We start from the raw sequence: 21,177 nt of genomic DNA, 5'->3' as shown, positions 1-21,177 counted from the left end.
GGCGCGTGAGAGCGGGCTGAGAACCATCTGGCGATCGCGCAGGACGTGCCAGCCCAGCGCCTCGAACACATCGGCATCGAGGTCGCGGGACGCGCGCTCCCCGGTCTCCAGCCGCATCAGGATAGCGTAGATGGCCGGCAGGTCGGCGACGATGCGCAGGTCCGCGGGCGCGATCATGACAGCGCCTGCCAGAGGTATCGGGCGGCGTAGATGATGCCGGCCCACAGCGGCACACTGAGCGGCACCGCCACAGCGACGCCCTTCCAGAAGCCAGAGGATGGGGCCGGCGCGCGCATCAGTGCCCGCCTCGCCGGCGTAGCGCCTGCACGTCCGCGAAATGCTCCACCGCAGCTTGCACGATCCGCAGATCGTCGTTGCCGGAGATCATCGCCTCATGCGGCAGCGCCTCCGGCGCGCGCACGATGATGGTGACTTTCGCGTCGGGGCGGCCAATCGGCGCCAACACCATCGCGAGGCACCGATCCATGTGCCGCCGCCAGCTCTCAACCTGGGCCTTATCATCGTCGGTCACGAACACCACCCCTGGCGCCGGCTGCGCCCGTCATAGGGCCGTGCGAGGCCCTCGCTGATGAGCACCTGCGCGACGTCGCGACCGTTCGCGTCCAGCACGCGGCCGAGGGTCCGGCCGTAGCGGTCGCGCCCGCGCGTGCGGATCTCGCTGCGCCCGGCGAGCAGCTGCGCCAGCCGGTCGCGCGCCGCGATGGCGAGGCGCGTCTCCTCCGGGCAGCGCCCGTGGATCTCCGGCGCGTCGAGCCCGATGATCCGCACGATGCGCCCGCGCACCTCGATGGTGTCGCCGTCGATGACGCGCAGCGGGGACTGCGCCGCGGCGGACGTAGCGAGCGTGATGGCAGCGATCGCCGCGATGATGCTCGCCCGGGTCACGACGCGCCGCCCGGCGCGGTGCGCTGTTCGGCGTCCAGGTCGATCCATCCCTGGACGATGGCGGTGGCATAGTCCTGCTGTGCGATCCGCGCCTCATTGCGGCGGGCCAGGGGGCGGGACGCGGCGGCGACGCCGGCGTCGAACGCAACGCCGATCAGGCGCCGGATCGCGTCGTTGCGGGTCGGGGGCACCACCGCTCAAACCCTCGCGATATCGAGGGGCACGAGCGCCGGATCCTTCTCCGGTGCCTCGCGGACGTAGAGGCGGATGTATTCCTTGCTCCGCGTCGTGCGCACGGCGCCACTGATCGCGTCCATGGCGAGCTTCCAGGTCTCGTCCTGGATTTCCAGACGGCGCAGCGACAGGATGCGGTCGGCGTTGACCTTGCCTTCCTTGTCGACCTCGAAGGCATCGTTGACGATGGCGCGCAGATTGTGGTTCGCGCCCTCGGTCCAGCGACGCAGGCATTCGTCGACGTGCTGCTTCGCGATCTGCAGCTCCGGCCCGAAGCTGATGTGCTCCCCGACCGCGAGCTGCACAGACAGCGTTCCGTCGAAGCTGCGGAACTGCACGTTGCCCTTCGCGCCGCCACGGGTGCTGCCGTATTGCTGCGCGAGGATGTCCAAGAGGGCGCGGACCTCGGCGAAGGCGTTGGCCTTGAAGGTCGCGAGGGCGTACCGGACCATCTCCGCCTGGTCATGGAGCCTGCGCACCATCTCGTCTTCGAGCAGGTGCTCGGGCTTGATGTTGGCGATGGGGACGAGGCGGCCCGCCGCGTCCTGCATGAAGCCCTCGGGGATCGGGGGCTTGGTGTTGGTGCTGGTCACTGTCGGGGGTTCCCTCACATGCCCAGGGCGCGGCGGTAGAGGTCGAGCAGCGTGTCCTGCTCCTCGACGTCGGCCGGTTCCTGGCGGCGGATGGCGATGATCTTGCGGATCACCGAGACGTCGAAGCCGGCGGACTTCGCCTCGGCCATGATGTCCTTGATGTCGGAGGAGAGTGCCTTCTTCTCCTCTTCCAATCTCTCAACGCGCTCGATGATCGCGCGCAGGCGATCGGCGGCGATGCCGCCGACCTCGGTGTCGTCGGGCGTGGCCGACGCGGCCTTGGCGGTGCTCACTGGACCTCCGGGTTTGCTTGGGTGGTGACGGCAGCAGACACACGGGCGACGCGCGCCGCGAAGTCCGGGTCGCGGGCCAGCCGCGCCGAGACAACGCCGATGCCATGGAGGACCGTGGTGTGGTCGCGGCGGAGCGCACTGCCGATGCGTGGCAGGCTGTGCCGCAGGTGCTTCGCGGCGATCCACATGGCGACCTGGCGCGGTTCGACGATCCAGGCGGCGCGCCGCTCGGACAGGATCAGGTCGGCATCGACGTCCCATTCCGCTGCGACGAGCGAGAGCACCTGGCGAACGCGAGGTGTGAGGCCGCTCTGCAGCGCGGCGCTGATGCGCCGGCGGAGGTCCGCGTTCTCGGCGCGCAGATCCTCGTTCTGCTCGATGACCAGCGTGAGCCGGTCCTTGCTTGACAGGGTCGGCGTCATGCGCGGCCTCCCGCGATGACCACAAGGCCTTCCCGCGCATGAAGCGGGCGCGGCTGGCGTTGGGTGATGGTGGCGCAGCGGAGGCGGAGCTTGAAGATGAAGTCGATCGCGGCCTCCAGCGCCGCATCGTCGTCGTCCGCTTCCGGCACGCCGGGGACGAGCCAGGTGGTGTTGTCGTAGGCGACGCGGCCGACGCGCTCGATCGCCTCCTGCAGGACCGGCTCGCTCTCGCCCTGGCGGAGCAGCAGCGAACCCTCGGGCGCCTTCTGGCCGATGCCGATGACGCCGTCGCGATGGCACCAGGCGTCAGCCACGGGTGCGGCCCTCCGCGGCGGCGATCGTCGCATCCACGCTCTCCAGCGCGGCCTTCTTGCGCTGCGCCACCTGCTCCATCTCGGGATCGCAGAACGTCGATGGCAGCGGTTCTTCCACCTGCCATTCGAACGCGAGGCGCGTCGTGCTGCGGACATGCGCCGCGAGATCCTCGCGCAGCTCGAAGCGCGCGAGCGTCAGCGCCAGGTGCATGGACGTCGCGATATCGGCGGCCAGCGCCATGCGCTCCAGCTCATGCTCCGCGTCCGCGCGCGCCTTGGGGTCCTGCGCCTCGCGCGCAGCGAGCAGGAGCACCTGGAGTGCCCCGACCCAGGTGGCCTTCGGCAGCTTCACATTGCGCCCGCGCCCATCCAGGGGATTGTCCATCTGCCGGGGCATCACGCGGCCTCCGCCTGCAGGGCGGCGCCGCCGCTCAGCCGATCCCACGCCATGGCGATGTGGCCCTCGCCCATCGCCTCGGCGCCATCGCCACCCGCCAGCATGTGCGCCATGCGCACTACCTTGTTGACGTTGCGCAGGGCACCGGGCTTCCGCGCGATTTGGTGCAGCAGCTTGCGTTCGGCCGCGCCCTGCACGCCCCACGCGTCCAGCAGCGCCTCGATATCGTCCTTCAGCACCCGCGGGCGACGCAGCGGCATGCCGATGCGGCTGAAAAGCTGCGCGTACTGCGCGCTGCGCGCCCCGCCTTCGAGGCGGGCATAGACGTGCTCATTGCCCATGAGCGCGATGCCGACGCCCGCGATATCGAAGAAGCTGCGCAACTGGTCCAGCGTCGGGCTGGTGAGGTGCTGCGCCTCGTCGATCAGGATGAGACCCTGGCTGCCCGCCATCTTGCGCATCAGGGACCGCGACATGCGTAGCGCGGACACGCCGGCGGGTTCCACCCGCAGCTCATCATTGAGGGCGTGCAGCAGGGCATTCGGCGAGGACATCGCCGGTTCCGCCGTCACCATCCACACATTGGGATTGCGGGAGGCATGCCAGCGCGCCGCGGACGTCTTCCCCACGCCCGGGATGCCGGTGATGACCACCATCTCCGGCGTGTATTGCCCGTGCTCCAGCGTCGCGAGGATCGCCTCGGCGGTCTTCGTCAGCACGAAGGCGGGCGCGCGGGGCTGCATCGCGCGGGTGCGTTCCTGCGTCTCCAGGCTGTTCAGCCAGGACAGCACCTGCTCGGCCACGCGCTCGTTGCGCCCCTTGTAGGTGCCGCCCATCCAGTTCGTGAACGTGCCGTAAGGCAACTGCATCCGGCGGGCGATCTCGGCCATGGTGATCTTGCGGTCGGCCATCACCGCACGGACACGGACGCGGATTGCGTCCATATCCTCCGGGCTCATTGTGGGTTCAGCGACGTCGCTGGGCATGATAGGTCTCTCTCTGTCGTGGGTTCCGAGGGCCGCTGTTCAGGCCTGGTCCTCGGCGTCTTCGTCCGGCACCAGCCGGAGCGTCGCGGCGGCTCCAACGCCGCGACGCTGCCGCTGGAAGGCGACAAACAGGCGCTCGGACCGTTCCTCCGAGGTCTCCTCCTCCTGATCCGTGATGGGTTTGACCGCGGCATTGCCGCGGAACAGCGGGCGCACCACGCGGGGTGCGGTCGTGGGCGGCAGCGGGCGTTCGAGATCCGCGAGATCGCGCGCGAGCTGCTCGGCATCGATCCGCCGTTCGGCGTCCGCGACCATCTTGATGCCCTTGTTGCGCTGCTTCTTCGCCTGCGCCGTGCGGCGCGCAGCGTCCACGTCGCCGAAGCCGCTGTCGGCGATGCACTCGGCGGTGACGAAGAACTCGCCCGAGGCCAGGAAGATATGCACCGGCGCGTGCAGGTGCTCGGGGTCGAAGCGGATGGTGACGGGCCGGCCGCGCAGCTCGACCAGGCGCGGATCGTGGTAGCGGTTGCCCATCAGATGGACCGTCGCGTCGCGACGCACCCGGACCTCGTCCGCGGCCAGCAGGAAAACGCGGCGCTGTGCGTCCGACGCCATGGTGATCGGCGCCTGCGCGTAGCTCTCGGCGAAGGTCTCGTCGAAGGACCGCCCGCGGCAGTTCGCGGCGGTGCGGCCTGGCCGCGCATTGTGCTCGGCGATGCCGGCCTCCAGCACCGCCAGGAAGGTCGCGAGCGGCACGGCCTTCGAACCGTAGTCGTGCGGCTTGTTCGACGTGCTGTTGCCGGTCCACGCCCCGACGAAGGCCGGGTGCCGCGCGATGTCCCGCGCGAAGTCGCCGAAGGCGCGCTCGATCGGCTTGGAGCGGCCGCTGTACGGCTTCGCCCAATGCACCTCGACGCCCAGCGTCGGGAATATTCCGAGCGGCTCCTCGGCCCGGACCTTGAAGCGAAAGCGGCGCTTCAGGCCGCCCGACATGGTCTTGTTCGCCGCCGCCAGCGTGTTGTCGATCGTGACCCGGCTGGGGATGCCGTACTTCTCGACAACATCGCCGAAGGCGAGGCGGAAGGTGTCGCCGGTCTCGTCCGGCCCCACGCGGTAGCCCAGGAATTTCCCGCTGTAGAGATCCTGGAAGCACACCACCATCGGGCGCGCCTTCTCGCCGTCCGGCCATTCGACGAAGTTGTCGAAGCGATGGCCGTCCGCGTTCAGCCATTCCATCGCGTGCAGCATCGAACGGTCGCGGCGCTGCGTCGGGAACAGGGCGTCCGTCGCCTCCGGTCCCTCGCGGTGCCAGGTGCGCACCACCTCCGGCAGGGCGCAGATGCGGCGATACAGTGTCCGCTTGGATGGCAGCGTCCAGCCACGCTGCGCCGCAACCCTTTCCAGGTCGCGCCAGCACGTCTCGAACGTGGGCTGGTTCGGCAGCAGGTAGCGCGCGCGCAGCCATTCCCAGGCCTCGTCGCTGCAGGTCGCGCGAGCGCCGGTTGCGCCCGCATATTGCGGGACCAGGCGCGCCAGCCAGGACGCGCGCGGCACGCCATCGACCAGACTGGCCCATTCATAGAGCTGCGAGCGCGACACCTGGTGCGTGGCCGCGACTTCCATCATCGCCAGCCTGCGCGGCCGGCCCTGGTTCACCAGGGTGGCCACCGCATCCAGCGCCGCGACACGCGCGGCGGCGCGCGCCTTGTGTTTCTCGGGCTGGCGCTCATAGGCGGCCCAGGCGGCCTCGTCCGACAGGCGCTGGAGCGTCGCGTCCTTCTCGGCCGTCGCCGCCGTCGCCGCAGCGCGGGCCAGGATCTTCGCCTGGACGTAGCTGGGCAGGACCGCGAGGGCGTATTCGACCCCGCCACCGCGCCCCTGGCGGCGGCGCCAGAGGCGACCTTCCGCATCGGGGTGGTTCCATTCCTCGCGCTCGGCCTGCATGGCGAGGCCCCGGCGCGTGTCCGGCAGGCCCGGCAGGGCCATGGCAGAGAGTTCGGTAAGGGTGAGCCAGACGCTCACAGGCCACCCCCTGTCCGCGACAGGCGATCAAGCCGCCGGAGCTGCTGGCGCATCTCCTCGCGCTTCTCGCGGATGGCTTCCTTGGTGATGGCAGGCAGGTGCTGGCGCTCGATGACGGCCCAGCCCATGGGCTCGGCCAGCAACTCCAGAAGGCGCCGGTCTTTGGTGGCGTGCAGCAGCGCCAGGAACCGCGGCACGCTGATCTTGTGGTCCGCCCGCGCCTGGCTGGCGTAGGCATCGAGCATCGCGGGCGAGACAGTCTCGCCGAGATAGGCCGACATGCGTGCTGCGATTTCCTCCCGCGGGATGCCGCATTCCCCAAGCGCCACCGACACCGCGCGCGACAGGCGGGCCGCGAAGGTCGCGGCGCGCACCTGCTCTTCCGGGAAGCGCACCGATGCCTCGGGCGGCTGCCAGTCGAGCAGGTCGAGCTGTGCGGGGTGCTGCGGCGCCATGGTCAGGACGTCGCCTTCCAGATGACGGCGGCGACGAAGGCGACGACGATGGCGAGCGAGACCCCACCGATCAGGCGGAAGACCCCGTCGCCACGGCAGCGTTCCGGGGCGCTCATGCCGCGATCCCCCGGGTGGGGCGCACGAGGCGGTGGACCGCCCCGCGCGCCCCTTCCATCATCGGCGTTGCCACACGACCGATGGAGGAACTGATGACAGAGGAGGAGTTCTGGGCCGAGATCGCGCCCAGGAACCTATCCGACGACACGCGCACGGCGCGGATCGCGGAGTGGTATGCGCGTCGCGCCGTCCTGTCGTTCGGAGAGGAAATGGCCGCGATGCTGGCGGAGCTGCTGGCCGGACTACGCGAGACCGGCTCGATCGATGACGCCGCTGCGGCGGCCGTCATGCTGCGCTGGATGGACGCATTCGCCGAATGGCGGAAGGGCGACGGGAAGCCGAACAGGGACGTGGTCATGGCGACCTATCTCCCTGCGGAATTGGCATGGTGCCTGCCTGGCCTGGCGCCTGCGACTGAGACCCGGCCGACACGGCACGGGAGGAAGAAGCGGCCGCGCGGCGCCCCTCCCGCATGACGCTCACCAGCTCCGGCGGCAAAGCCTTGATCGCGCGCCGCATGGCGTGGTCGGAGGGTTCGGGCAGATCATTCTTCAGCGCGAACGCGAGCGCTCGCCTGAGGCAGTCCGCCATCGAGGGCCGCTCGAGCCGGAGGAACTCGGCCTGAAGGAAGGCACTCACCTCGGGATGAAGCCCGCTCACGGCCGCACCGCCTGCGCCATGATGGCGAGCGCGCGCAGCATGTCGCGCGGGCCGACCAGATCGGCGCCCCAGAGCCAGCCGATCATGCCGGTCGCGAACAGCGCGCCGCCGACGCATGCGGTCAGGGTGACGCGCGGCGGGCGGGGGCGGCGCGTCATCACGCGGCAGCCTCCGCGTCCTCAGCGTCTGTCTGGGCTGCGCGCGAGAGGGCGCGCTCAATCATTTTGCGGTCGCCGCGGATGCTACAGAGCACGTCCAGGAACCGGCGCTTCGCCTCGGTGTGCGATGCCTTTCCCCAGGCGCTCATGATCGCGCGATATTCGCGGTCGATCTCCGCGACCGCACTGACCGGGGGGCGCCCCACGATCTCGACCAGGGCCGCCGACACGGTGCGGGCGGTGGCGCCCTCGCGGACCAGGCGCTCGGCGATCTCGCGCTGACGTTCCGGCGCTTGGCCGGCAAGCTGGTCGAGCTCGGCCCCGCTGTCCGCGATCGGGTGGGTCGCGATCAGCGCCCGGACCTCGGGGGCGATGGCGGCGCGGGCCACCGCGCGCTGGATGGTGCGCTCGTCGACGCCCAATTTCAGGGCCGTCGCCTTCCCGAAGGACCAAACCGACAAGCTTGTCGGTTTGCCCGCCTCCCGCTTCCCGCCCCGCTTGGCTGCGGGGTTCATCGCTTCATAGATGGCCTTGCGCTCGGCCAGGAACACGGCCCGGTCGAGGGCTGATAGCTCGCGCCGGACCAAGTTCTCGTCGATCTCGATCAGCCGCGCCTGCAGCTCGTTGACCTCGACCACCTTGGCGGGGATTTCGGTCCAGCCGGCCTTGCGGGCGGCGGCGACACGATGGCCGCCGGCGACCAGGCGGTAGGCGCCGGCGGCTCCGTCGACCACGGCAACGATGATCGGGGTGTCGAGCCCGCGTTGGAGCAGGCTCTCCGCGATCATGGCGGCGTAATCGTCGTCGACCGCGCGGAGGCGCTCGCCGATGTCAATCTGGTCGAGCGGGATGGACAGGACAGGCGTGTTCACGCGGCCTCCGATTTCTGACGGTGCGGGGTGGGTGCCGAGCGGCTACGTTCCGGGCCGATGGCGACGGGCCGGCCCTTGAGGGGCAGCCCTTCGGCGTCGTAGCGACTGGGCCAGATGTCCTGAGGTCTGACCCCGAGCCGGGCGGCGATGATCGCCTCCGCCCGGGGCCAGGGGACATCCAGGGCTCGTTTGGCAGCGCCGACCGAAAGGCCGGCGGCCCGGGACAGGGCAGACAGGGTGGAGCCGGTCTTGCGGACGGCCGCCTTGATGTCCTCCGGGTGCCAGTCGTTAGGGCGCTTCGGCATCGTGTCTCCTGAGCAGGCGGCTGGCGGGCCGCGTGCTCGGGTTTGTGGTTTGGCAAACGGAGATTGGCCGAAAATGGGAAGACACTCAAGGCCGATTTCGGCCAATTCGCCGCTTCCAGGTTCGGCGCAGGCCGACCGTATGGCCAAAATCGGCCATATCATTGAATTCACTTGGTGAATTCGGAACATGGAAGAGGATGCGGAAGATGGAAGCGGCGTTCCATCTTTGAAGCCCAAAGGTGGAAGGCGGGATCGAGCCCGCGGCGCGCGGGTGAAGATGGCTGTCGCGCGCGTCGGTGGGGCCGAGGATTTGGCAAAACTGGCCAACGTTCCTTACGGCACCATCACCAACTACACCGGGGGTGGGGAAATGAAGCTGTCGAATGCTGTCGCGATCGCGGATGCCACCGGTGTGCGGCTGGAGTGGCTGGCCACGGGCGAGGGGGCGATGCTTCGCGCTGCGCCGGATGCGCCGCAGTCCGAGGCGCAGCCTGTCTCCGGCAAGCGTGCACGCTTGCAAGCGAGCGCGCGAGCCAGGAAGGGCGTCGCGGAGCCCAGTCCAGCGAGGGAGGACGCGACGTCCCTGGGTCTCACCTGGTCGGTCAATCTGGACCGCCTGGCCCGCGCCTATGAGATGGCACTGCAGGGCATCGTGGTTCTGCCCGGCCGGGCGCCTGACCCCAAGCGCCTGCTGCAAGTCATGCTGCTGATCTATGATGAGATGGCGGACGCCGAGGCGGCCTCTGAGAGCGCTCCGACGCCCGATTGAGAACCCTCTCAGAGCCTCAGAGCGCGACCCAATTTTTTCCGGAACCCAATGTCAAAATCATCCAATGAGCCCCGATTTCCGGAACCTGCCGCCCGCGCCTGCAGCGTCGCCGTCGAGCGTCGAAAGCCCAATTTTTCTGGGGGTTTGTCCCGCACTATCCCCGACAATCCCGCATGATCCCGGATGTCCGGAAGGATGTGTCAAGGAACACTGGCGCCGGGCGCGCGCTGGCCATTTCCAGACACGCGTTTCGTATTCAACGTCCGGAAGCATGCCCGAGCGCCGCGCACCAGGCTCGCTTCGACACCACGGAACCGGCTTCCTGCCCAACACCAGGTATCGGTTTCCAAAGGCCCTGTGGCCTTTGGTGAGGTGGGACCGAGAGGGGCAAAGCCCCTCTCGGTCCCACAGCCGCCGTCACCCGCCGAACCGCGTGACCCACCACACCGCGGCCCCCGAAGCCGCCAGCAGCACCAGCCCCAACAACGCTGGCGCATGCCGCGGCCCCCGCGCGACCGAATCGGGCAGCCGCTTCACCCCTGTCACCATCGGCCGCACCAAGTCCTGCCGCTTCACCAGCGCGTAGGCCAGCACCGCCAGCACATGCACGGCGATCGCCGCGAGCAGCAGGTTGATGAAAGTGACATGCAGGATGGACGCCCATTCCGACGTCGCCTCGGCCACACTGTTCGCGAAAGGTCCGTGGGCGGAATAGGTGAACCCGACATCATGGTTGGTGAACAGCCCGCTCACCGCCTGCACCAGCAGCATCGCCAGCAGCAGCAGCACCATCCAGGCCCCGGCGGGGTTGTGCGTGGTGTCGGTGTCGGGCTCGTGGCGGCCGAAATGCGCCAATTCCCGCAGCGCCGCGATGGGGGACCGCAGGAAGGTCGCGAATCGGGCGTTCTCCGACCCGACCAGCCCCCAGAGGATGCGGAACACCACCAGGGCTAGGATCGTGTAGCCCGACAGGTAGTGCACATCCCAGGCATCGACCTGCGCGCTGACATAGGAGACGACGAGGCAGGCCACCACGCCCCAGTGGAACAGCCGCACCCAGCCATCCCAGACCTTCACCGCCACGCGCTGCCCGCTCATGCCGCCTCTCCTTGGTCCCGCGGAGCCTGCCACGGCCGCTCCCGGCGCGCGACTTCACGAGTCGTTGGTGTTTTCGGCTGCACAGGGACCGTCATTCGGCTGTAAGCATCGCAGAAGACTGGCGGAATCCGCGATGCGGCGCACTGCGCTCCTCGGCCTCGGCGGGCTCGCCCTGCTGTTCGGCCTCATTTACGGCTTGCGGCCCTCCGAGGAGGTGCCGCCGATGGCCGGCGCCGTGCCCACGCCCGCCACCGCGCCGCAGCCGACGCCTGACGCTCCCCAATCGACCGCCGGCCTCGCCGCCCAACCCGCCGCCACGCTGCCGGCCGCCGCGCGAAGTGCCGAATCCGCCCCGCGGAGCAACGAAGCCGCCACTCCGACGCGAGCCACGGCGACCGAGACCACGGCCGCCGCGACGCCGCGATTCGACGTGGTGCGGGTCAGCGCCCGCGGTTCCGCGGTGATCGCCGGCCGCGCCGCCCCGGGCTCCGAGGTACTGCTGCTGCTCGATGGCCATCAGGAACTCGGCCGCGCCCGCGCCGATGGCCGCGGCGAATGGGTCATCCTGCCGAGCGACCCGCTCCCCTCCGGCGCCTGGGAGCTCTCCCTGCGCTCGCGCCTCGCTGGGGAGGAGACCAGCGGTCCCGACGCCGTCGTGGTGGTGGTGCCCGAACAGGTCGCGTCCCGCGCCGCCGCCCGCACGGCCTCCGAGCCTCGCGGCGCCGAGGCGGCGGAATCGCGTAACGCCGAACCGGCCCCCGGCCCCATCGCCGTGCTGATCCCATCCGCCGCAACCGCCGCGCCGCGCATCCTGCAGGGCCCGCAACCGGCCACGCCCGCGCCCCAGCCCGGTCGCCAGGCCGCTCCGCATCTCGGCATGGATTCAGTCGATTACGAGGAGGGCGGCACCATCCGCTTCGCCGGCACCGCCGCCCCCGGCGCCACGGTGCGCGTCTATGTGGGCGATCGCCATGCCGGCAATGCGGTGGCTGATGCCTCCGGCCGCTGGACCTTGGCGCCGGAGGAACAGCCCCCGGTCGGCCGCAATTCCCTGCGCGTCGACCAACTCACGCCCGCAGGCACGGTCGCCGCGCGCATCGAGGTGCCCTTCCAGCGCGACGAACTTCCCGCAAATGCCTTCGATTCCCACCGCGTGGTGGTGCAGCCGGGCACCAATCTCTGGCGCATCGCGCGCGCCACCTATGGCCATGGCACGCGCTTCACCGTGATCTACCAAGCCAATCGCGACCAGATCCGCGACCCGCACCGGATCTTCCCGGGCCAGATCTTTGACCTGCCGGAGGCGGAAGCCGCCACGGTTGTGCGCTGATCCGCCTTAGCGACTTCCTACTTGTCATCGTAGATCGGCCGCACCGCCAGGAGATCACTCCAGGGTGAGACCGGAGCCCGCCCTGTGATTCGTGTCGCGTGCCTGATCCTGCTTGCCAGCCTTCCGGCCTGTGCGCCGGCCAAGGTGGAGCCATCTCCGCCGGTAACCCCCTCCATCCCGCGACCCGGCACAGCCGGAGCGCCCGGCGGGCTGAGGCCGGACCTCGTCACGGGCGAGCGGTTCTGCCGCTCCTCAGGCCAATTCGTCAGAGACGCGGCCGCTGCGCGCGACCGCGGCGTGCCGCGTGCCGCAGCGCTCGCCACCGTTCCGGAGGGGGCGCCGGGCGCCAGGTACAATCGCGGCCTCATCGCCATGGCCTACGATGCGGCCAGTACGGACGGCGCGAGGCTCGAAGCCGATGTCTATGCGGGCTGCATGGACGCCGTGACCAGCGCGCCGCGGAGATAGTCAGCCAGTCAACCCGCCCCTTCCGCCTCCAACGCATCCAGATACGGATCGAGCGCCAGCGCGAAGCGCACCATCGCCGCCACCAGCGCCGTCGCGTTGGACGGATTGTCCATCGGCGCCTCGGCCTCGATGCGGATGCGGTGGTCGGGCAGCAGCCTTGCCCGCCAGCCATCCGGCAGGTGCCGCGGCAGCCCGGCCAGGGCCGCGAAGGCGCGCGGCCGGTCCTGCGGCCGGTCGGCGGTGGAAGGGATGCGCGCCGCATCCGCACTCAGATGGATCGATCCGAGGTCGAATTGCGCCGCGCAGGGTCGGCCGCGCCAGGCAAAGCGCAGCGCGGGGGCTTCGGGCTTGGGGCGAGGGGTCAGGCCACCATCCGGGGCGACGGCGAAGCGGCCGAGTTCGATCGTGTCCATGGCGGCACAGGGTTGTCCCAAAGGGATGAACACACCATAACCGCGGCCAAGATGGCCCTCGGACAAAGCCTTTCCATGGTGCTCGCGCCGCCGCACCCGGCCGCGCGACCCTTCCTGATCGGCGGGGGCGCTGCGGCGCTGCTCGGCCTGATCCTTCTTGGCAACTGGCTGTTCTGGCTGAGCGCGATCTTCATCGCCTTCTGCCTGTACTTCTTCCGCGACCCGGAGCGCTTCCCGCCGGACCGGGCGGGCCTGGTCCTCGCCCCGGCCGACGGGCACGTCGTCTCGGTCGCCGAGGCGGTGCCGCCGGTCGAACTCGGCATGGGCGACGCGCCGCGCTGGCGCGTGGCGATCTTCCTCTCGGTGCTGGACGTGCATGTGAACCGCATGCCGGCGGACGGCACCGTCACCCGCGTCGCCTACCATCATGGCAAGTTCCTCTCCGCCAATCTCGACAAGGCGTCGGAGGAGAATGAGCGCAACGCCCTGGCCATTGCGCTGCCGGACGGGCGCGATCTCGCAGTCGTGCAGATCGCCGGGCTCGTCGCGCGGCGTATCCTCTGTGACGCCAAGGCGGGAGACTCCGTGCAGGCGGGCGAACGGTTCGGCATCATCCGCTTCGGCAGCCGCACCGATGTCTATCTGCCGCTGGGCGTGCTGCCGATGGCGCGGGAGGGTCAGACGATGATCGGCGGGGAGACGGTGATCGCGGAGCTGTCCGCGTGACCAGCGAGGACGGCCGCGTCCGCCGCCTGCGCCGGCGCTTCCGTCCGCGCACGCGCCCACGCTTCGAAGGCCAGTCCTTCAACCGGCTGATCCCCAACATCATGACCATGCTCGGCCTGTGCTGCGGCCTGGTCGCCATCCGCTTCGGCTTCGAGGGCCGCTTCGAACAGGCCGCGACGTTGATCCTCGTCGCCGGTGTCATCGACGGGCTGGACGGGCGGCTTGCCCGCCTGCTGAAGGCGACCTCCCGCTTCGGGGCCGAGTTCGACAGCCTTTCGGACTTCCTCTGCTTCGGCGTCGCCCCGGCGATGGTGCTGTATCTGTGGACCATGCATGACTACCGCTCGCTCGGCTTCGCGCCCTGCCTGCTCTTCGCGGTCTGCATGGCGCTGCGGCTCGCACGCTTCAACGCGGCACTCGATGTCGGGCCGGCGGTGAAGCCGGCCTACGCATACAATTTCTTCACCGGCGTGCCGGCGCCGGCGGGGGCGGGCTGCGTGCTCTTCCCGCTCTTCCTCGGCATCTGGCTGGAACAGATGGACTGGCCGCTGCTGGCCGGCGCGGTGCGCCATCCGGCTTTCGTCGGCATCGTCATGGTGGCGGTGGCCGGGCTGCTGGTCAGCACCCTGCCGACCTGGTCCTTCAAGAATTTCAAGGTGCCGCGCGACTATGTGCTGCCGCTGCTGCTCGGCACCGGCCTCTTCGTCGCCGCGCTGCTCGCGGAACCCTGGCTGGCGCTGGCGCTGGCCGGCGTCTGCTATCTCGGCATGCTGCCCTTCTCGGTCCGGTCCTATCTGCGGCTGAAGCGGGAGGCGGAGGGGCTTCTCGAACCCGTCGTCGTCGGCGGCAGCGGCACCGGGACCGGCGGCTGAGGCGGGGCGCCCCTGCCCAGGACCATCATCCCCGACACGCGCAGCCCCCGCGGGGCGTGGCGGGCCGCGGGGGCGGCATTGCTGGCGGCCCTCGCGCTGGTCGCCCTCGGCGTGCCGCGCATCGTCGATCTCGCCGGCCAGGGCAGTCGCGCGCGTGACGTCGCCTATGGGGCCGACACGCTCTTCGTCGCCCTGCTGAATGCCGAGACCGGCCAGCGCGGCTACCTCCTGACCGGCCAGGAACCTTATCTCCGACCTTATCGCGAGGCCGAGGCCGGCATCGCCGAGGCGATGGCCGCCATCGCCGCAATGGCCGAGATGCGCCCCGAGGACGACCCGCTGCGTCCGGTGCTGCGCAGCCTTCTCGAAGTCGCCGCGGCCAAGCGCGCCGAGCTCGCCAGCGCCCTGCGTCGCTATGCCGAAGCCGGCCTGGAGGCGACGCGCGAACTGGTGCGGGAAGGCAGTGGCCTGCGGCAGATGGACGAGATCCGCCGCCTGATCGGCGAGATCCGCGCCATTTCCGACGTCGCCAGCGCCCGCGCGGCCGATGCCGCCGAGCAACGCCTGACCTGGGGCGGCCTGGTGGTGGCCTGCCTGCTCGCGCTCGCCTTCGCCGCCGGGCTGCGCGGCCAGCGCATCGGTCGCGCGCGCGAGACCGCCGTCGCCGCCCGCACCCGCGCCATCGTCGAGACCGCGCCGCTCGGCATCGCCATGTTCGATGCGACGCTGCACCTGATGATCGCCAACCACGCCTTCGCCGAGGCCTGCGGCTGGTCGGGCAGCACCCCGGCCGGGCGGACCCTCACCGAGGTGCTGCCCGACCACCTCGCCCCCGCGCTGTCCGCCATGGCGCGGCAGGCGCTCGACCATCCGGGGGAACTGGTCCAGGCCGACATGGATGGCGCAGGCCCGGCGCATGAGCGGCGTTCCTGGCACGGCCTCGCCCGCGCCGTGGTCGGGACCGGGCGGGCACGCGCCGTCGTGCTGCTGCTGCAGGACATCACCGCCCGGCGCGACGCCGAGGCGGAACGTGTCCTTCTGATCCACGAGCTGAACCATCGCGTGAAGAACGTGATCGCCACGGTGCAGGGCCTCGCGACGCAAAGCTGGGACAGCGCCGATGGCGATGGCGAGCTCTTCCTCGACCTGTTTGGTGCGCGGCTGCGCAGCCTCGCCCGCGCCCATGGCCTGCTGACCGAAGCCGGCTGGGCCGGCGCCGCGCTGACCGACGTGCTGCGCGTCGCCCTCGCCCCCTGGACCGGCGGGACGGAAAGCGCGCTGGTGGTTTCGGGCGAGGACGGCAAGGTGCCGCGCCTGTCACCCTCGCAGGTGCTCGGCCTCGCCCTGGTGCTGCATGAACTCGCGACCAATGCCACGAAATATGGCGCGCTGTCGGTGCCCGAGGGCCGCGTGACCCTCGACTGGGCGCGGGAGGCCGAGGGCCGCATCCGCCTGACCTGGCGGGAGCAGGGCGGCCCGGCGATCACCGAACCTCCGGCGCACGAGGGCTTCGGCTCCTTCCTGATCGGCCGCGCCTTCGGCAGCGACACCGAGCCCGGCGAGGTGTCGCGCGACTTCACTCCGGAGGGGCTGGTGGCCGTCTTCCGCTTCACGCCGGAAGAGGCCTAGAGCAGATCCTGTCCGGATGAACTCATCCGGACAGGTGAAGATGCTCGCAAAAACAGATACCTAGAGCTTTGGAGGTGAACGCAAGTTCACCGGAAATGCTCTAGAGTCGCTTCCGTTCGCTCCGGCTCGCGGCAACGTCTCCAGCTCCTCGCTTTCGCGGGCATCTTCAGCCGCTCGTATGATTCCATCCGATCGGGATCCGCTCCAGCGACCCTCATCACGACACCGCGATGTTTTTCGTGGCATGGACCAGCCCGCCAGCGCATCGTCGCGCCTACCGCAGGAAGGGGACATCGAGGATGCAACGTCTGGGTTGGGCGGGGCTGCTGGCCTGCGCGCTGCTGATCGCCGGGCCGGCCATGGCGCAGGGCGGGGATCGGCTCGCGCGCGGGCGCTATCTGGTGGAATCCATTGCCGGCTGCGGCAATTGCCACACGCCGAAGGGGCCGCAGGGAGACCTGCCGGGCATGGCGCTCGCCGGTGGCCAGGTCTTCGACGAACCGCCCTTCCGCGCTGTCGCCTCCAACATCACCCCCGATCCCGAGACCGGCATCGGCCGCTGGACCGACGCGCAAATCGCCCGCGCGATCCGCGAGGGCATCCGCCCCGATGGCCGCATCATCGGTCCGCCCATGCCCTTCGAGCTCTACCGCGGCATCTCCGATGACGACCTCGCGGCCATGGTCGTCTATCTCCGTAGCGTGCCCGCGGTGCGCAACGCCGTGCCCACCAGCGAATACCGCATCCCACTGCCGCCCGCGTATGGCCCACCGGTCGCGCAGATACCGAGCCCGCCGGCCAACGACCAGCTTGCGCGCGGGGCGTATCTGGCGGGGCCGCTCGGCCATTGCGTCGAATGCCACACGCCGATGATGGCGACCGGCCAGCGCGACTGGACGCGGATCGGGGCAGGGGGCCAGCCCTTCAACGGCCCCTGGGGCACCTCCGTCGCGCGCAACATCACTCCCGACCGCGAACATGGCATTGGCGACTGGACCGATGCGCAGATCATCCGGGCGGTGACACAGGGGGTCTCGGCGGATGGCCGGCCGCTCTTTCCACCCATGGGCTATGGCTATTATGCGCGGATGACGCCGGCCGACCTTGCCGACCTGCTGGTCTATCTCCGGTCGCTGCGCCCGCAGCCGTGACGCCGCGCGGCGCCGTCACCCTGCTGGTGGATGGCCAGCCCGTGCGCATCACCGGCGGCCCCTTCGATGCCCTGCCGGACGGCGCGCGAGGGCTGTGCCTGGAGGCCCGGTCGCAACGCGCCGCGGAGGCCGAATGGCACCTCGACGTGCCCGATTTCGGCGTGCCGGACCCCGAGGCCCTGCGCGCCGTGCTGATGGCCATGCTGGCCGCGATGCGCGCCCGGCCGGATGATGCCTACCACATCGGCTGCAAGGCAGGGTTGGGCCGGACCGGTATGGCGATGGCCTGCCTGGCGGCCATGACCGGCATCGCCGAACCGCTCCGCTGGGTGCGCCGGACCTATGATCCCGGCGCGGTCGAAACCCCGGCGCAGGAAGCCCTCGTGGCGCGCTTCGCGGTCACCGCCTGACGCGCGGGGTGGACGCGGGGCCCGTCCGGGGCCCACGCTGGTCATTGCGAAGCCGGCCGACCCACGGGCCCGGTCCGCCACAGGGAGAAAACAACCATGCAGCAGCTCAGCCGACGGGCGCTTTTCGGCGCCGTGCCGGGAGTCCTCGCCGCCAGTGCCGCGCAGGCCCAGGCCCAATGGCCCGACCGCCCGGTGCGCATCGTCGTTCCCTATACGCCAGGGGCCTTCAACGATTCCCTCGGCCGCTTGATCGGCGACCGGATGCCTGCCTTGCTCGGCCAGCCCGGTGTCGTCGAGAACCGTTCGGGCGCCGGCGGGTCGGTCGGCTGCAGCGCGGTCGCGCAGGCGCCGCCGGACGGCTACACCATCCTCGTCTGCAATACCGCGAATATGGCGTTCAATCCCTTCATCTATCCGAACCTTGGCTACGATCCGGTGCGGGATTTCGCGCCGCTCGGCATCTGCGCGCGCCTCGCCAACGTGCTGGTGGTCAATCCGGATGTCCTGCCCGTCGCGAATGTGGCCGAATTGCTGGCCTATCTGCGCGCGCGGCCGGGCCAGGTGAACTATGCGAGCAGCGGCGCGGGATCCTCGCCGCATCTCGCGATGGAGCTGCTGAAGGCGCGCACCGGGGTGAATGTCACCCATGTCCCCTATCGCGGCAGCGCACCGGCGACCGCCGATCTGCTCGGCGGCAGCATCGGCCTGATGTTCGACAATGTTCCCAATGCGCTGCCGCATATCCAGGCGGGCAAGGTGCGTGCGCTCGCCGTGACGGGTAGCGAACGCGACGCCACCATGCCGGACGTGCCGACCTTCCAGCAGGCCGGCGTCGACCGCTACGAGATGTATGTCTGGTTCGGCTTCGCCGCGCCGGTCCGCACGCCCGAACCGATCCGCGCACGGTTGACCGCCATGCTGCGGCGCAGCATCGCCGATCAGGAGGTGGCGGAGCGCATCCGCCGCCTCGGCGCTGATCCCTGGTTCCAGGACCCGGCCCAGATGGCGGCGGTGCTGCGCAGTGACCTCGACACCTGGGGCCCGGTCATCCGGGCGGCCGGCATCCAGCAGGGCTGACCTGCCCGCGCGGGGATCATCGCAGCACGGCGGTGGTCTTCGCGCGGATCAGGTCCATGTCGGGCTCCGCGCCGACGCCTGGCGCGTCCCAGGCATGGACCAGGCCTTCCGCATCCACCTCGATGTCGCGCAGCAGCCCGTATTTCTGCGCGCCCTCGGGCAGCAGAACCTCGAAATACTCGGTGTTGCGGATGGCCATGATCAGATGGAGCTGCGCGACGTTGTTCCAGCTGTTGCCGCCGTGGTGCACCTCGAAGGTCTTCGCGAAGGCCTCGGCGAGATGCGCCGCCTTGAGACATGGCGTCAGACCGCCTTTCACCGCGACATCGCCGCGTAGGTAGTCGGTCGCGCCGCGCTCAATCCAGCTTCCCATCATCTCGAAGCCGCCGGAGGCGTATTCGGTCGCGAGGATCGGCACGTCGATCTTCTGGCGCAGCAGCGGGTAGTTGTGCAGGTCGTCCTCGGAGAGCGGGTCCTCGTACCAGTGGAAGCGCAGCTCCTCGAGCACGCGGCCGAGGCGCACCGCATCGGGGAAGCGGAACATCCCCGCCGGGTCGATCATCAGCACCATCTCGTCCCCGGCGGCCTTGCGCACGGCATGGCAGACACGGATCGTCGCCTCCAGCCCGCCTTTCGGCGGGTGGATCTTGTAGGCGCGGAAACCCTTCGCCTTCAGCATGTGGACCTGGTCGGGATAGGCCTCCTCGCTCGCCAGGGTGGAGGATGAGGCATAGGCGGGAATGCTGCGCCGGAACCCGCCCATCAGCGCATGCAGCGGCAGCCCCGCCGCCTGGCCGGCGATGTCCCACAGCGCGACGTCGCAGCAGCCGATGGCACGCAGTGTGACCGCGCGGCGCATGCCGTGCAGCCGCGCGAACAGCTTCTCCCGCTCCAGAGGGTTTTCCCCGCGCAGCAGCGGCAGCAGATGGCGCACCAGACCTTCGACATCCAGCCGCGCCGAGCGGAAGGAGGCCCCGAGGAAGGCCCGGCCGGTGATGCCCGCATCGGTGCGCAGCTCCAGCAGCCCGAGCTCGCTGCCGCCGGCGGCGGGATTGCGGTCGCCATACTGGGCCGGCGGGATGTCGTCCCAGCGGAACAGGGTGATGGAGGCGTCGTCGATGCGCATGGGCGTTTCCGGTTCCCGGTTCCGCCCAGGCTGGGGGCGGGCAGGGCGCCGGTCAACCGGTGCCTGCCCGCCGCGAGGCTACTTCCGCCGCGTCTGCACGATCACGCCGTCGCTTTCCAGCGCCGCGATCTCCGCCTCCGAGAACCCACGCGCGAGAAGCACCTCGCGCCCATGCTGGTTGAACTTCGGCGGCAGGCTCCGCGCCCCGCCCGGCGTGCGCGACAGCTTGATCGGCGTGTTCAGCGCGCGGAAGTCGCCGATCTGCGCCACCATGTTGCGGAAGGCGGTGTGCTCGGCGGCCATCGCCTCGTCCACATGCAGCACGGGTCCTGCCGGCAGGCCGGCGGCGAGCATGCGGCGGGTCAGTTCGTGCCCGTCCTCATCGGCGAAGCGCGCGTTCAGCACCTCGGTCAGCGCGTCGCGGTTGACCACGCGCTCCCCATTCGTCGCGAAGCGCGGGTCCTTGGCGATCTCGGGGATGCCGAGGAAGTCGCAGAACTTGCGGAAGGCGGGGTCGTTGCCGGCGGCGACGAAGATCTCGCAGGTCTTCGTCACGAACTTCGAATAGGGCGCGAGGTTCGGATGCGGGTTGCCCGTTGCCTTCGGCCGCTTGCCCGACAGGAAGTAGTTGGCGGCGTGCGGATGCAGCAGCGCCATGCCGCAATCGTGCAGCGTCATGTCGCAATACTGGCCACGGCCCGACTTCTCGCGCTCATGCAGCGCCATCAGGATGGCGATGGTGCTGAACAGCCCGGTCGCGATGTCGACGATCGGGTTGCCGAGGCGCGTCGGGCCGGAATCCACGGTCCCGTTGATCGACATCAGCCCCGTCATCGCCTGCAGCACCGCGTCATAGCCGGGGAAGCCGCCGAGCGGCCCCTCGCCGCCGAAGCCGGAGACGCGGCAATGGATCAGGCGCGGGAACTTCTTGGACAGCACGGCCTCGTAGCCGAGGCCCCACTTCTCCATCGACCCCGGCTTGAAGTTCTCGATCAGCACATCCGCGCCTTCGAGCAGGCGCATCAGCACCTCGCGCCCCGCCGGCTTGGACAGGTCGAGACCCACCGACCGCTTGTTGCGGTTCACGCCGACGAAATAGGACGCATCGCCATCCGCGTTGAACGGGGGGCCCCATTCGCGGACCTCGTCGCCCTGCGGGGGTTCGAGCTTGATGACCTCGGCGCCGTGGTCCGACAGGACCATGGTGCAGTAGGGGCCGCCGAGGACGCGGGTCAGGTCCACCACGCGCAGCCCGGCGAGCGCGCCGGCGGAAGGGGTGCGGGCAGGACCCGTCGCTTCGGTGAGTTTGGGCGTGCCGTCCATGGCGGTGCTTCCTCGCAACCCGGTTCGGCCGGGAACTGCCCCGGCCGTTAT

At 70.1% G+C, this 21,177-nt stretch carries 28 protein-coding genes and 1 pseudogene; 9 read left to right on the top strand and 20 right to left on the bottom strand.

The window, feature by feature from the left end:
* Positions 1 to 173 precede the first annotated feature (173 nt).
* The 12 genes from KPL78_RS30305 to KPL78_RS18985 all read right to left on the bottom strand — a co-directional run bounded on the left by KPL78_RS30305 (position 174) and on the right by KPL78_RS18985 (position 6,622).
* On the bottom strand, positions 174 to 296 hold the full coding sequence (locus KPL78_RS30305; protein WP_255569086.1) for a hypothetical protein: 123 nt from the start codon (positions 294 to 296) through the stop codon (positions 174 to 176).
* Positions 296 to 538 (bottom strand): hypothetical protein, encoded by a 243-nt coding sequence (locus KPL78_RS19035; RefSeq protein ID WP_219764554.1) that lies wholly within the window; start codon positions 536 to 538, stop codon positions 296 to 298. The genes KPL78_RS30305 and KPL78_RS19035 overlap by 1 nt, the downstream gene beginning before the upstream one ends.
* On the bottom strand, positions 529 to 906 hold the full coding sequence (locus tag KPL78_RS19030; protein WP_219764553.1) for a thermonuclease family protein: 378 nt from the start codon (positions 904 to 906) through the stop codon (positions 529 to 531). The genes KPL78_RS19035 and KPL78_RS19030 overlap by 10 nt, the downstream gene beginning before the upstream one ends.
* Positions 903 to 1,097, bottom strand: coding sequence for a hypothetical protein (locus KPL78_RS19025; RefSeq protein WP_219764552.1), 195 nt, complete (start codon positions 1,095 to 1,097; stop codon positions 903 to 905). Before KPL78_RS19025 ends, KPL78_RS19030 begins: the two co-directional genes overlap by 4 nt.
* A 6-nt stretch (positions 1,098 to 1,103) precedes the next feature.
* Positions 1,104 to 1,691, bottom strand: a complete 588-nt coding sequence (locus KPL78_RS19020; RefSeq protein ID WP_219764588.1) for a DUF3164 family protein — start codon at positions 1,689 to 1,691, stop codon at positions 1,104 to 1,106.
* Positions 1,692 to 1,747: 56 nt separating this feature from the next.
* Entirely contained in the window at positions 1,748 to 2,026 is a 279-nt protein-coding gene (locus KPL78_RS19015; RefSeq protein WP_219764551.1) for a DUF2312 domain-containing protein, read from the bottom strand.
* On the bottom strand, positions 2,023 to 2,448 hold the full coding sequence (locus tag KPL78_RS19010; protein ID WP_219764132.1) for a helix-turn-helix domain-containing protein: 426 nt from the start codon (positions 2,446 to 2,448) through the stop codon (positions 2,023 to 2,025). The genes KPL78_RS19015 and KPL78_RS19010 overlap by 4 nt, the downstream gene beginning before the upstream one ends.
* Complete coding sequence (locus tag KPL78_RS19005; protein WP_219764550.1) at positions 2,445 to 2,762, bottom strand: hypothetical protein; 318 nt, start codon at positions 2,760 to 2,762, stop codon at positions 2,445 to 2,447. The genes KPL78_RS19010 and KPL78_RS19005 overlap by 4 nt, the downstream gene beginning before the upstream one ends.
* Complete coding sequence (locus tag KPL78_RS19000; RefSeq protein ID WP_219764549.1) at positions 2,755 to 3,159, bottom strand: hypothetical protein; 405 nt, start codon at positions 3,157 to 3,159, stop codon at positions 2,755 to 2,757. Before KPL78_RS19000 ends, KPL78_RS19005 begins: the two co-directional genes overlap by 8 nt.
* A complete protein-coding gene (locus tag KPL78_RS18995; RefSeq protein WP_219764548.1) occupies positions 3,159 to 4,103 on the bottom strand; it encodes an AAA family ATPase in 945 nt (314 codons plus the stop codon). The genes KPL78_RS19000 and KPL78_RS18995 overlap by 1 nt, the downstream gene beginning before the upstream one ends.
* A gap of 81 nt (positions 4,104 to 4,184) precedes the next feature.
* Positions 4,185 to 6,167 carry a transposase domain-containing protein gene (locus KPL78_RS18990; protein WP_219764547.1) on the bottom strand — a complete coding sequence of 661 codons (1,983 nt, stop codon included), beginning with the start codon at positions 6,165 to 6,167 and terminating at the stop codon, positions 4,185 to 4,187.
* Positions 6,164 to 6,622 (bottom strand): DNA transposition protein, encoded by a 459-nt coding sequence (locus KPL78_RS18985; protein ID WP_219764546.1) that lies wholly within the window; start codon positions 6,620 to 6,622, stop codon positions 6,164 to 6,166. Before KPL78_RS18985 ends, KPL78_RS18990 begins: the two co-directional genes overlap by 4 nt.
* A 209-nt stretch (positions 6,623 to 6,831) precedes the next feature.
* Here KPL78_RS18985 and KPL78_RS30300 point away from each other — a divergent pair, with 209 nt between their 5' ends.
* Positions 6,832 to 7,215: a hypothetical protein gene (locus tag KPL78_RS30300; RefSeq protein ID WP_255569188.1), complete on the top strand. Its 384-nt coding sequence runs from the start codon at positions 6,832 to 6,834 to the stop codon at positions 7,213 to 7,215.
* A 37-nt stretch (positions 7,216 to 7,252) separates the two neighbouring features.
* Here KPL78_RS30300 and KPL78_RS30855 read toward each other — a convergent pair.
* From KPL78_RS30855 to KPL78_RS18960, 4 genes and pseudogenes are all read right to left on the bottom strand, one after another.
* Positions 7,253 to 7,378: pseudogene (locus tag KPL78_RS30855) on the bottom strand (hypothetical protein); the annotation flags it as partial.
* Between the two features lie 17 nt (positions 7,379 to 7,395).
* Entirely contained in the window at positions 7,396 to 7,557 is a 162-nt protein-coding gene (locus KPL78_RS18970) for a hypothetical protein (RefSeq protein ID WP_219764543.1), read from the bottom strand.
* The gene (locus KPL78_RS18965) at positions 7,557 to 8,429 is read right to left on the bottom strand and encodes a ParB/RepB/Spo0J family partition protein (protein WP_219764542.1); all 873 of its coding nucleotides are present in this window, start codon (positions 8,427 to 8,429) and stop codon (positions 7,557 to 7,559) included. The genes KPL78_RS18970 and KPL78_RS18965 overlap by 1 nt, the downstream gene beginning before the upstream one ends.
* Positions 8,426 to 8,734: a helix-turn-helix domain-containing protein gene (locus tag KPL78_RS18960; RefSeq protein ID WP_219764541.1), complete on the bottom strand. Its 309-nt coding sequence runs from the start codon at positions 8,732 to 8,734 to the stop codon at positions 8,426 to 8,428. The genes KPL78_RS18965 and KPL78_RS18960 overlap by 4 nt, the downstream gene beginning before the upstream one ends.
* Positions 8,735 to 8,921: 187 nt before the next feature.
* On the opposite strand from KPL78_RS18960, the gene KPL78_RS18955 reads away from it, so the two are divergent.
* Positions 8,922 to 9,503, top strand: a complete 582-nt coding sequence (locus KPL78_RS18955) for a helix-turn-helix domain-containing protein (RefSeq protein ID WP_219764540.1) — start codon at positions 8,922 to 8,924, stop codon at positions 9,501 to 9,503.
* A 417-nt stretch (positions 9,504 to 9,920) separates the two neighbouring features.
* Here the strand turns inward: KPL78_RS18955 and KPL78_RS18950 are convergent, their stop codons facing one another.
* On the bottom strand, positions 9,921 to 10,601 hold the full coding sequence (locus tag KPL78_RS18950) for a cytochrome b/b6 domain-containing protein (protein WP_219764539.1): 681 nt from the start codon (positions 10,599 to 10,601) through the stop codon (positions 9,921 to 9,923).
* Between the two features lie 133 nt (positions 10,602 to 10,734).
* On the opposite strand from KPL78_RS18950, the gene KPL78_RS18945 reads away from it, so the two are divergent.
* Entirely contained in the window at positions 10,735 to 11,931 is a 1,197-nt protein-coding gene (locus tag KPL78_RS18945; RefSeq protein WP_219764538.1) for a LysM peptidoglycan-binding domain-containing protein, read from the top strand.
* A 476-nt stretch (positions 11,932 to 12,407) separates the two neighbouring features.
* Here KPL78_RS18945 and KPL78_RS30295 read toward each other — a convergent pair whose 3' ends face one another.
* The gene (locus KPL78_RS30295; RefSeq protein WP_255569185.1) at positions 12,408 to 12,812 is read right to left on the bottom strand and encodes a hypothetical protein; all 405 of its coding nucleotides are present in this window, start codon (positions 12,810 to 12,812) and stop codon (positions 12,408 to 12,410) included.
* Positions 12,813 to 12,863: 51 nt separating this feature from the next.
* Here KPL78_RS30295 and KPL78_RS18940 point away from each other — a divergent pair, with 51 nt between their 5' ends.
* The 6 genes from KPL78_RS18940 (at position 12,864) to KPL78_RS18915 (ending at position 18,677) form a co-directional block, all read left to right on the top strand.
* Positions 12,864 to 13,538 (top strand): phosphatidylserine decarboxylase, encoded by a 675-nt coding sequence (locus tag KPL78_RS18940; RefSeq protein ID WP_255569183.1) that lies wholly within the window; start codon positions 12,864 to 12,866, stop codon positions 13,536 to 13,538.
* Positions 13,535 to 14,410, top strand: coding sequence for a CDP-alcohol phosphatidyltransferase family protein (locus KPL78_RS18935; protein WP_369412779.1), 876 nt, complete (start codon positions 13,535 to 13,537; stop codon positions 14,408 to 14,410). Before KPL78_RS18940 ends, KPL78_RS18935 begins: the two co-directional genes overlap by 4 nt.
* Before the next feature lie 78 nt (positions 14,411 to 14,488).
* The gene (locus KPL78_RS18930; protein WP_219764536.1) at positions 14,489 to 16,039 is read left to right on the top strand and encodes a sensor histidine kinase; all 1,551 of its coding nucleotides are present in this window, start codon (positions 14,489 to 14,491) and stop codon (positions 16,037 to 16,039) included.
* 299 nt (positions 16,040 to 16,338) lie between these two features.
* A complete protein-coding gene (locus tag KPL78_RS18925) occupies positions 16,339 to 17,190 on the top strand; it encodes a cytochrome c (RefSeq protein ID WP_219764535.1) in 852 nt (283 codons plus the stop codon).
* On the top strand, positions 17,187 to 17,600 hold the full coding sequence (locus tag KPL78_RS18920; protein ID WP_219764534.1) for a protein-tyrosine phosphatase family protein: 414 nt from the start codon (positions 17,187 to 17,189) through the stop codon (positions 17,598 to 17,600). The genes KPL78_RS18925 and KPL78_RS18920 overlap by 4 nt, the downstream gene beginning before the upstream one ends.
* A gap of 96 nt (positions 17,601 to 17,696) precedes the next feature.
* Positions 17,697 to 18,677 carry a Bug family tripartite tricarboxylate transporter substrate binding protein gene (locus KPL78_RS18915; RefSeq protein WP_219764533.1) on the top strand — a complete coding sequence of 327 codons (981 nt, stop codon included), beginning with the start codon at positions 17,697 to 17,699 and terminating at the stop codon, positions 18,675 to 18,677.
* 16 nt (positions 18,678 to 18,693) lie between these two features.
* On the opposite strand, the gene KPL78_RS18910 is transcribed toward KPL78_RS18915, so the two are convergent.
* Positions 18,694 to 19,803 carry an enolase C-terminal domain-like protein gene (locus KPL78_RS18910; RefSeq protein WP_219764532.1) on the bottom strand — a complete coding sequence of 370 codons (1,110 nt, stop codon included), beginning with the start codon at positions 19,801 to 19,803 and terminating at the stop codon, positions 18,694 to 18,696.
* A 78-nt stretch (positions 19,804 to 19,881) separates the two neighbouring features.
* The gene (locus KPL78_RS18905) at positions 19,882 to 21,126 is read right to left on the bottom strand and encodes a CaiB/BaiF CoA transferase family protein (RefSeq protein ID WP_219764531.1); all 1,245 of its coding nucleotides are present in this window, start codon (positions 21,124 to 21,126) and stop codon (positions 19,882 to 19,884) included.
* Positions 21,127 to 21,177: the final 51 nt, after the last annotated feature.

It is taken from the genome of Roseomonas alba (assembly GCF_019430885.1).
Lineage (GTDB): Bacteria > Pseudomonadota > Alphaproteobacteria > Acetobacterales > Acetobacteraceae > Neoroseomonas > Neoroseomonas alba.
Note: the sequence above shows the minus strand (reverse complement) of the source record. Positions and strands in the feature narration are given on the sequence as shown.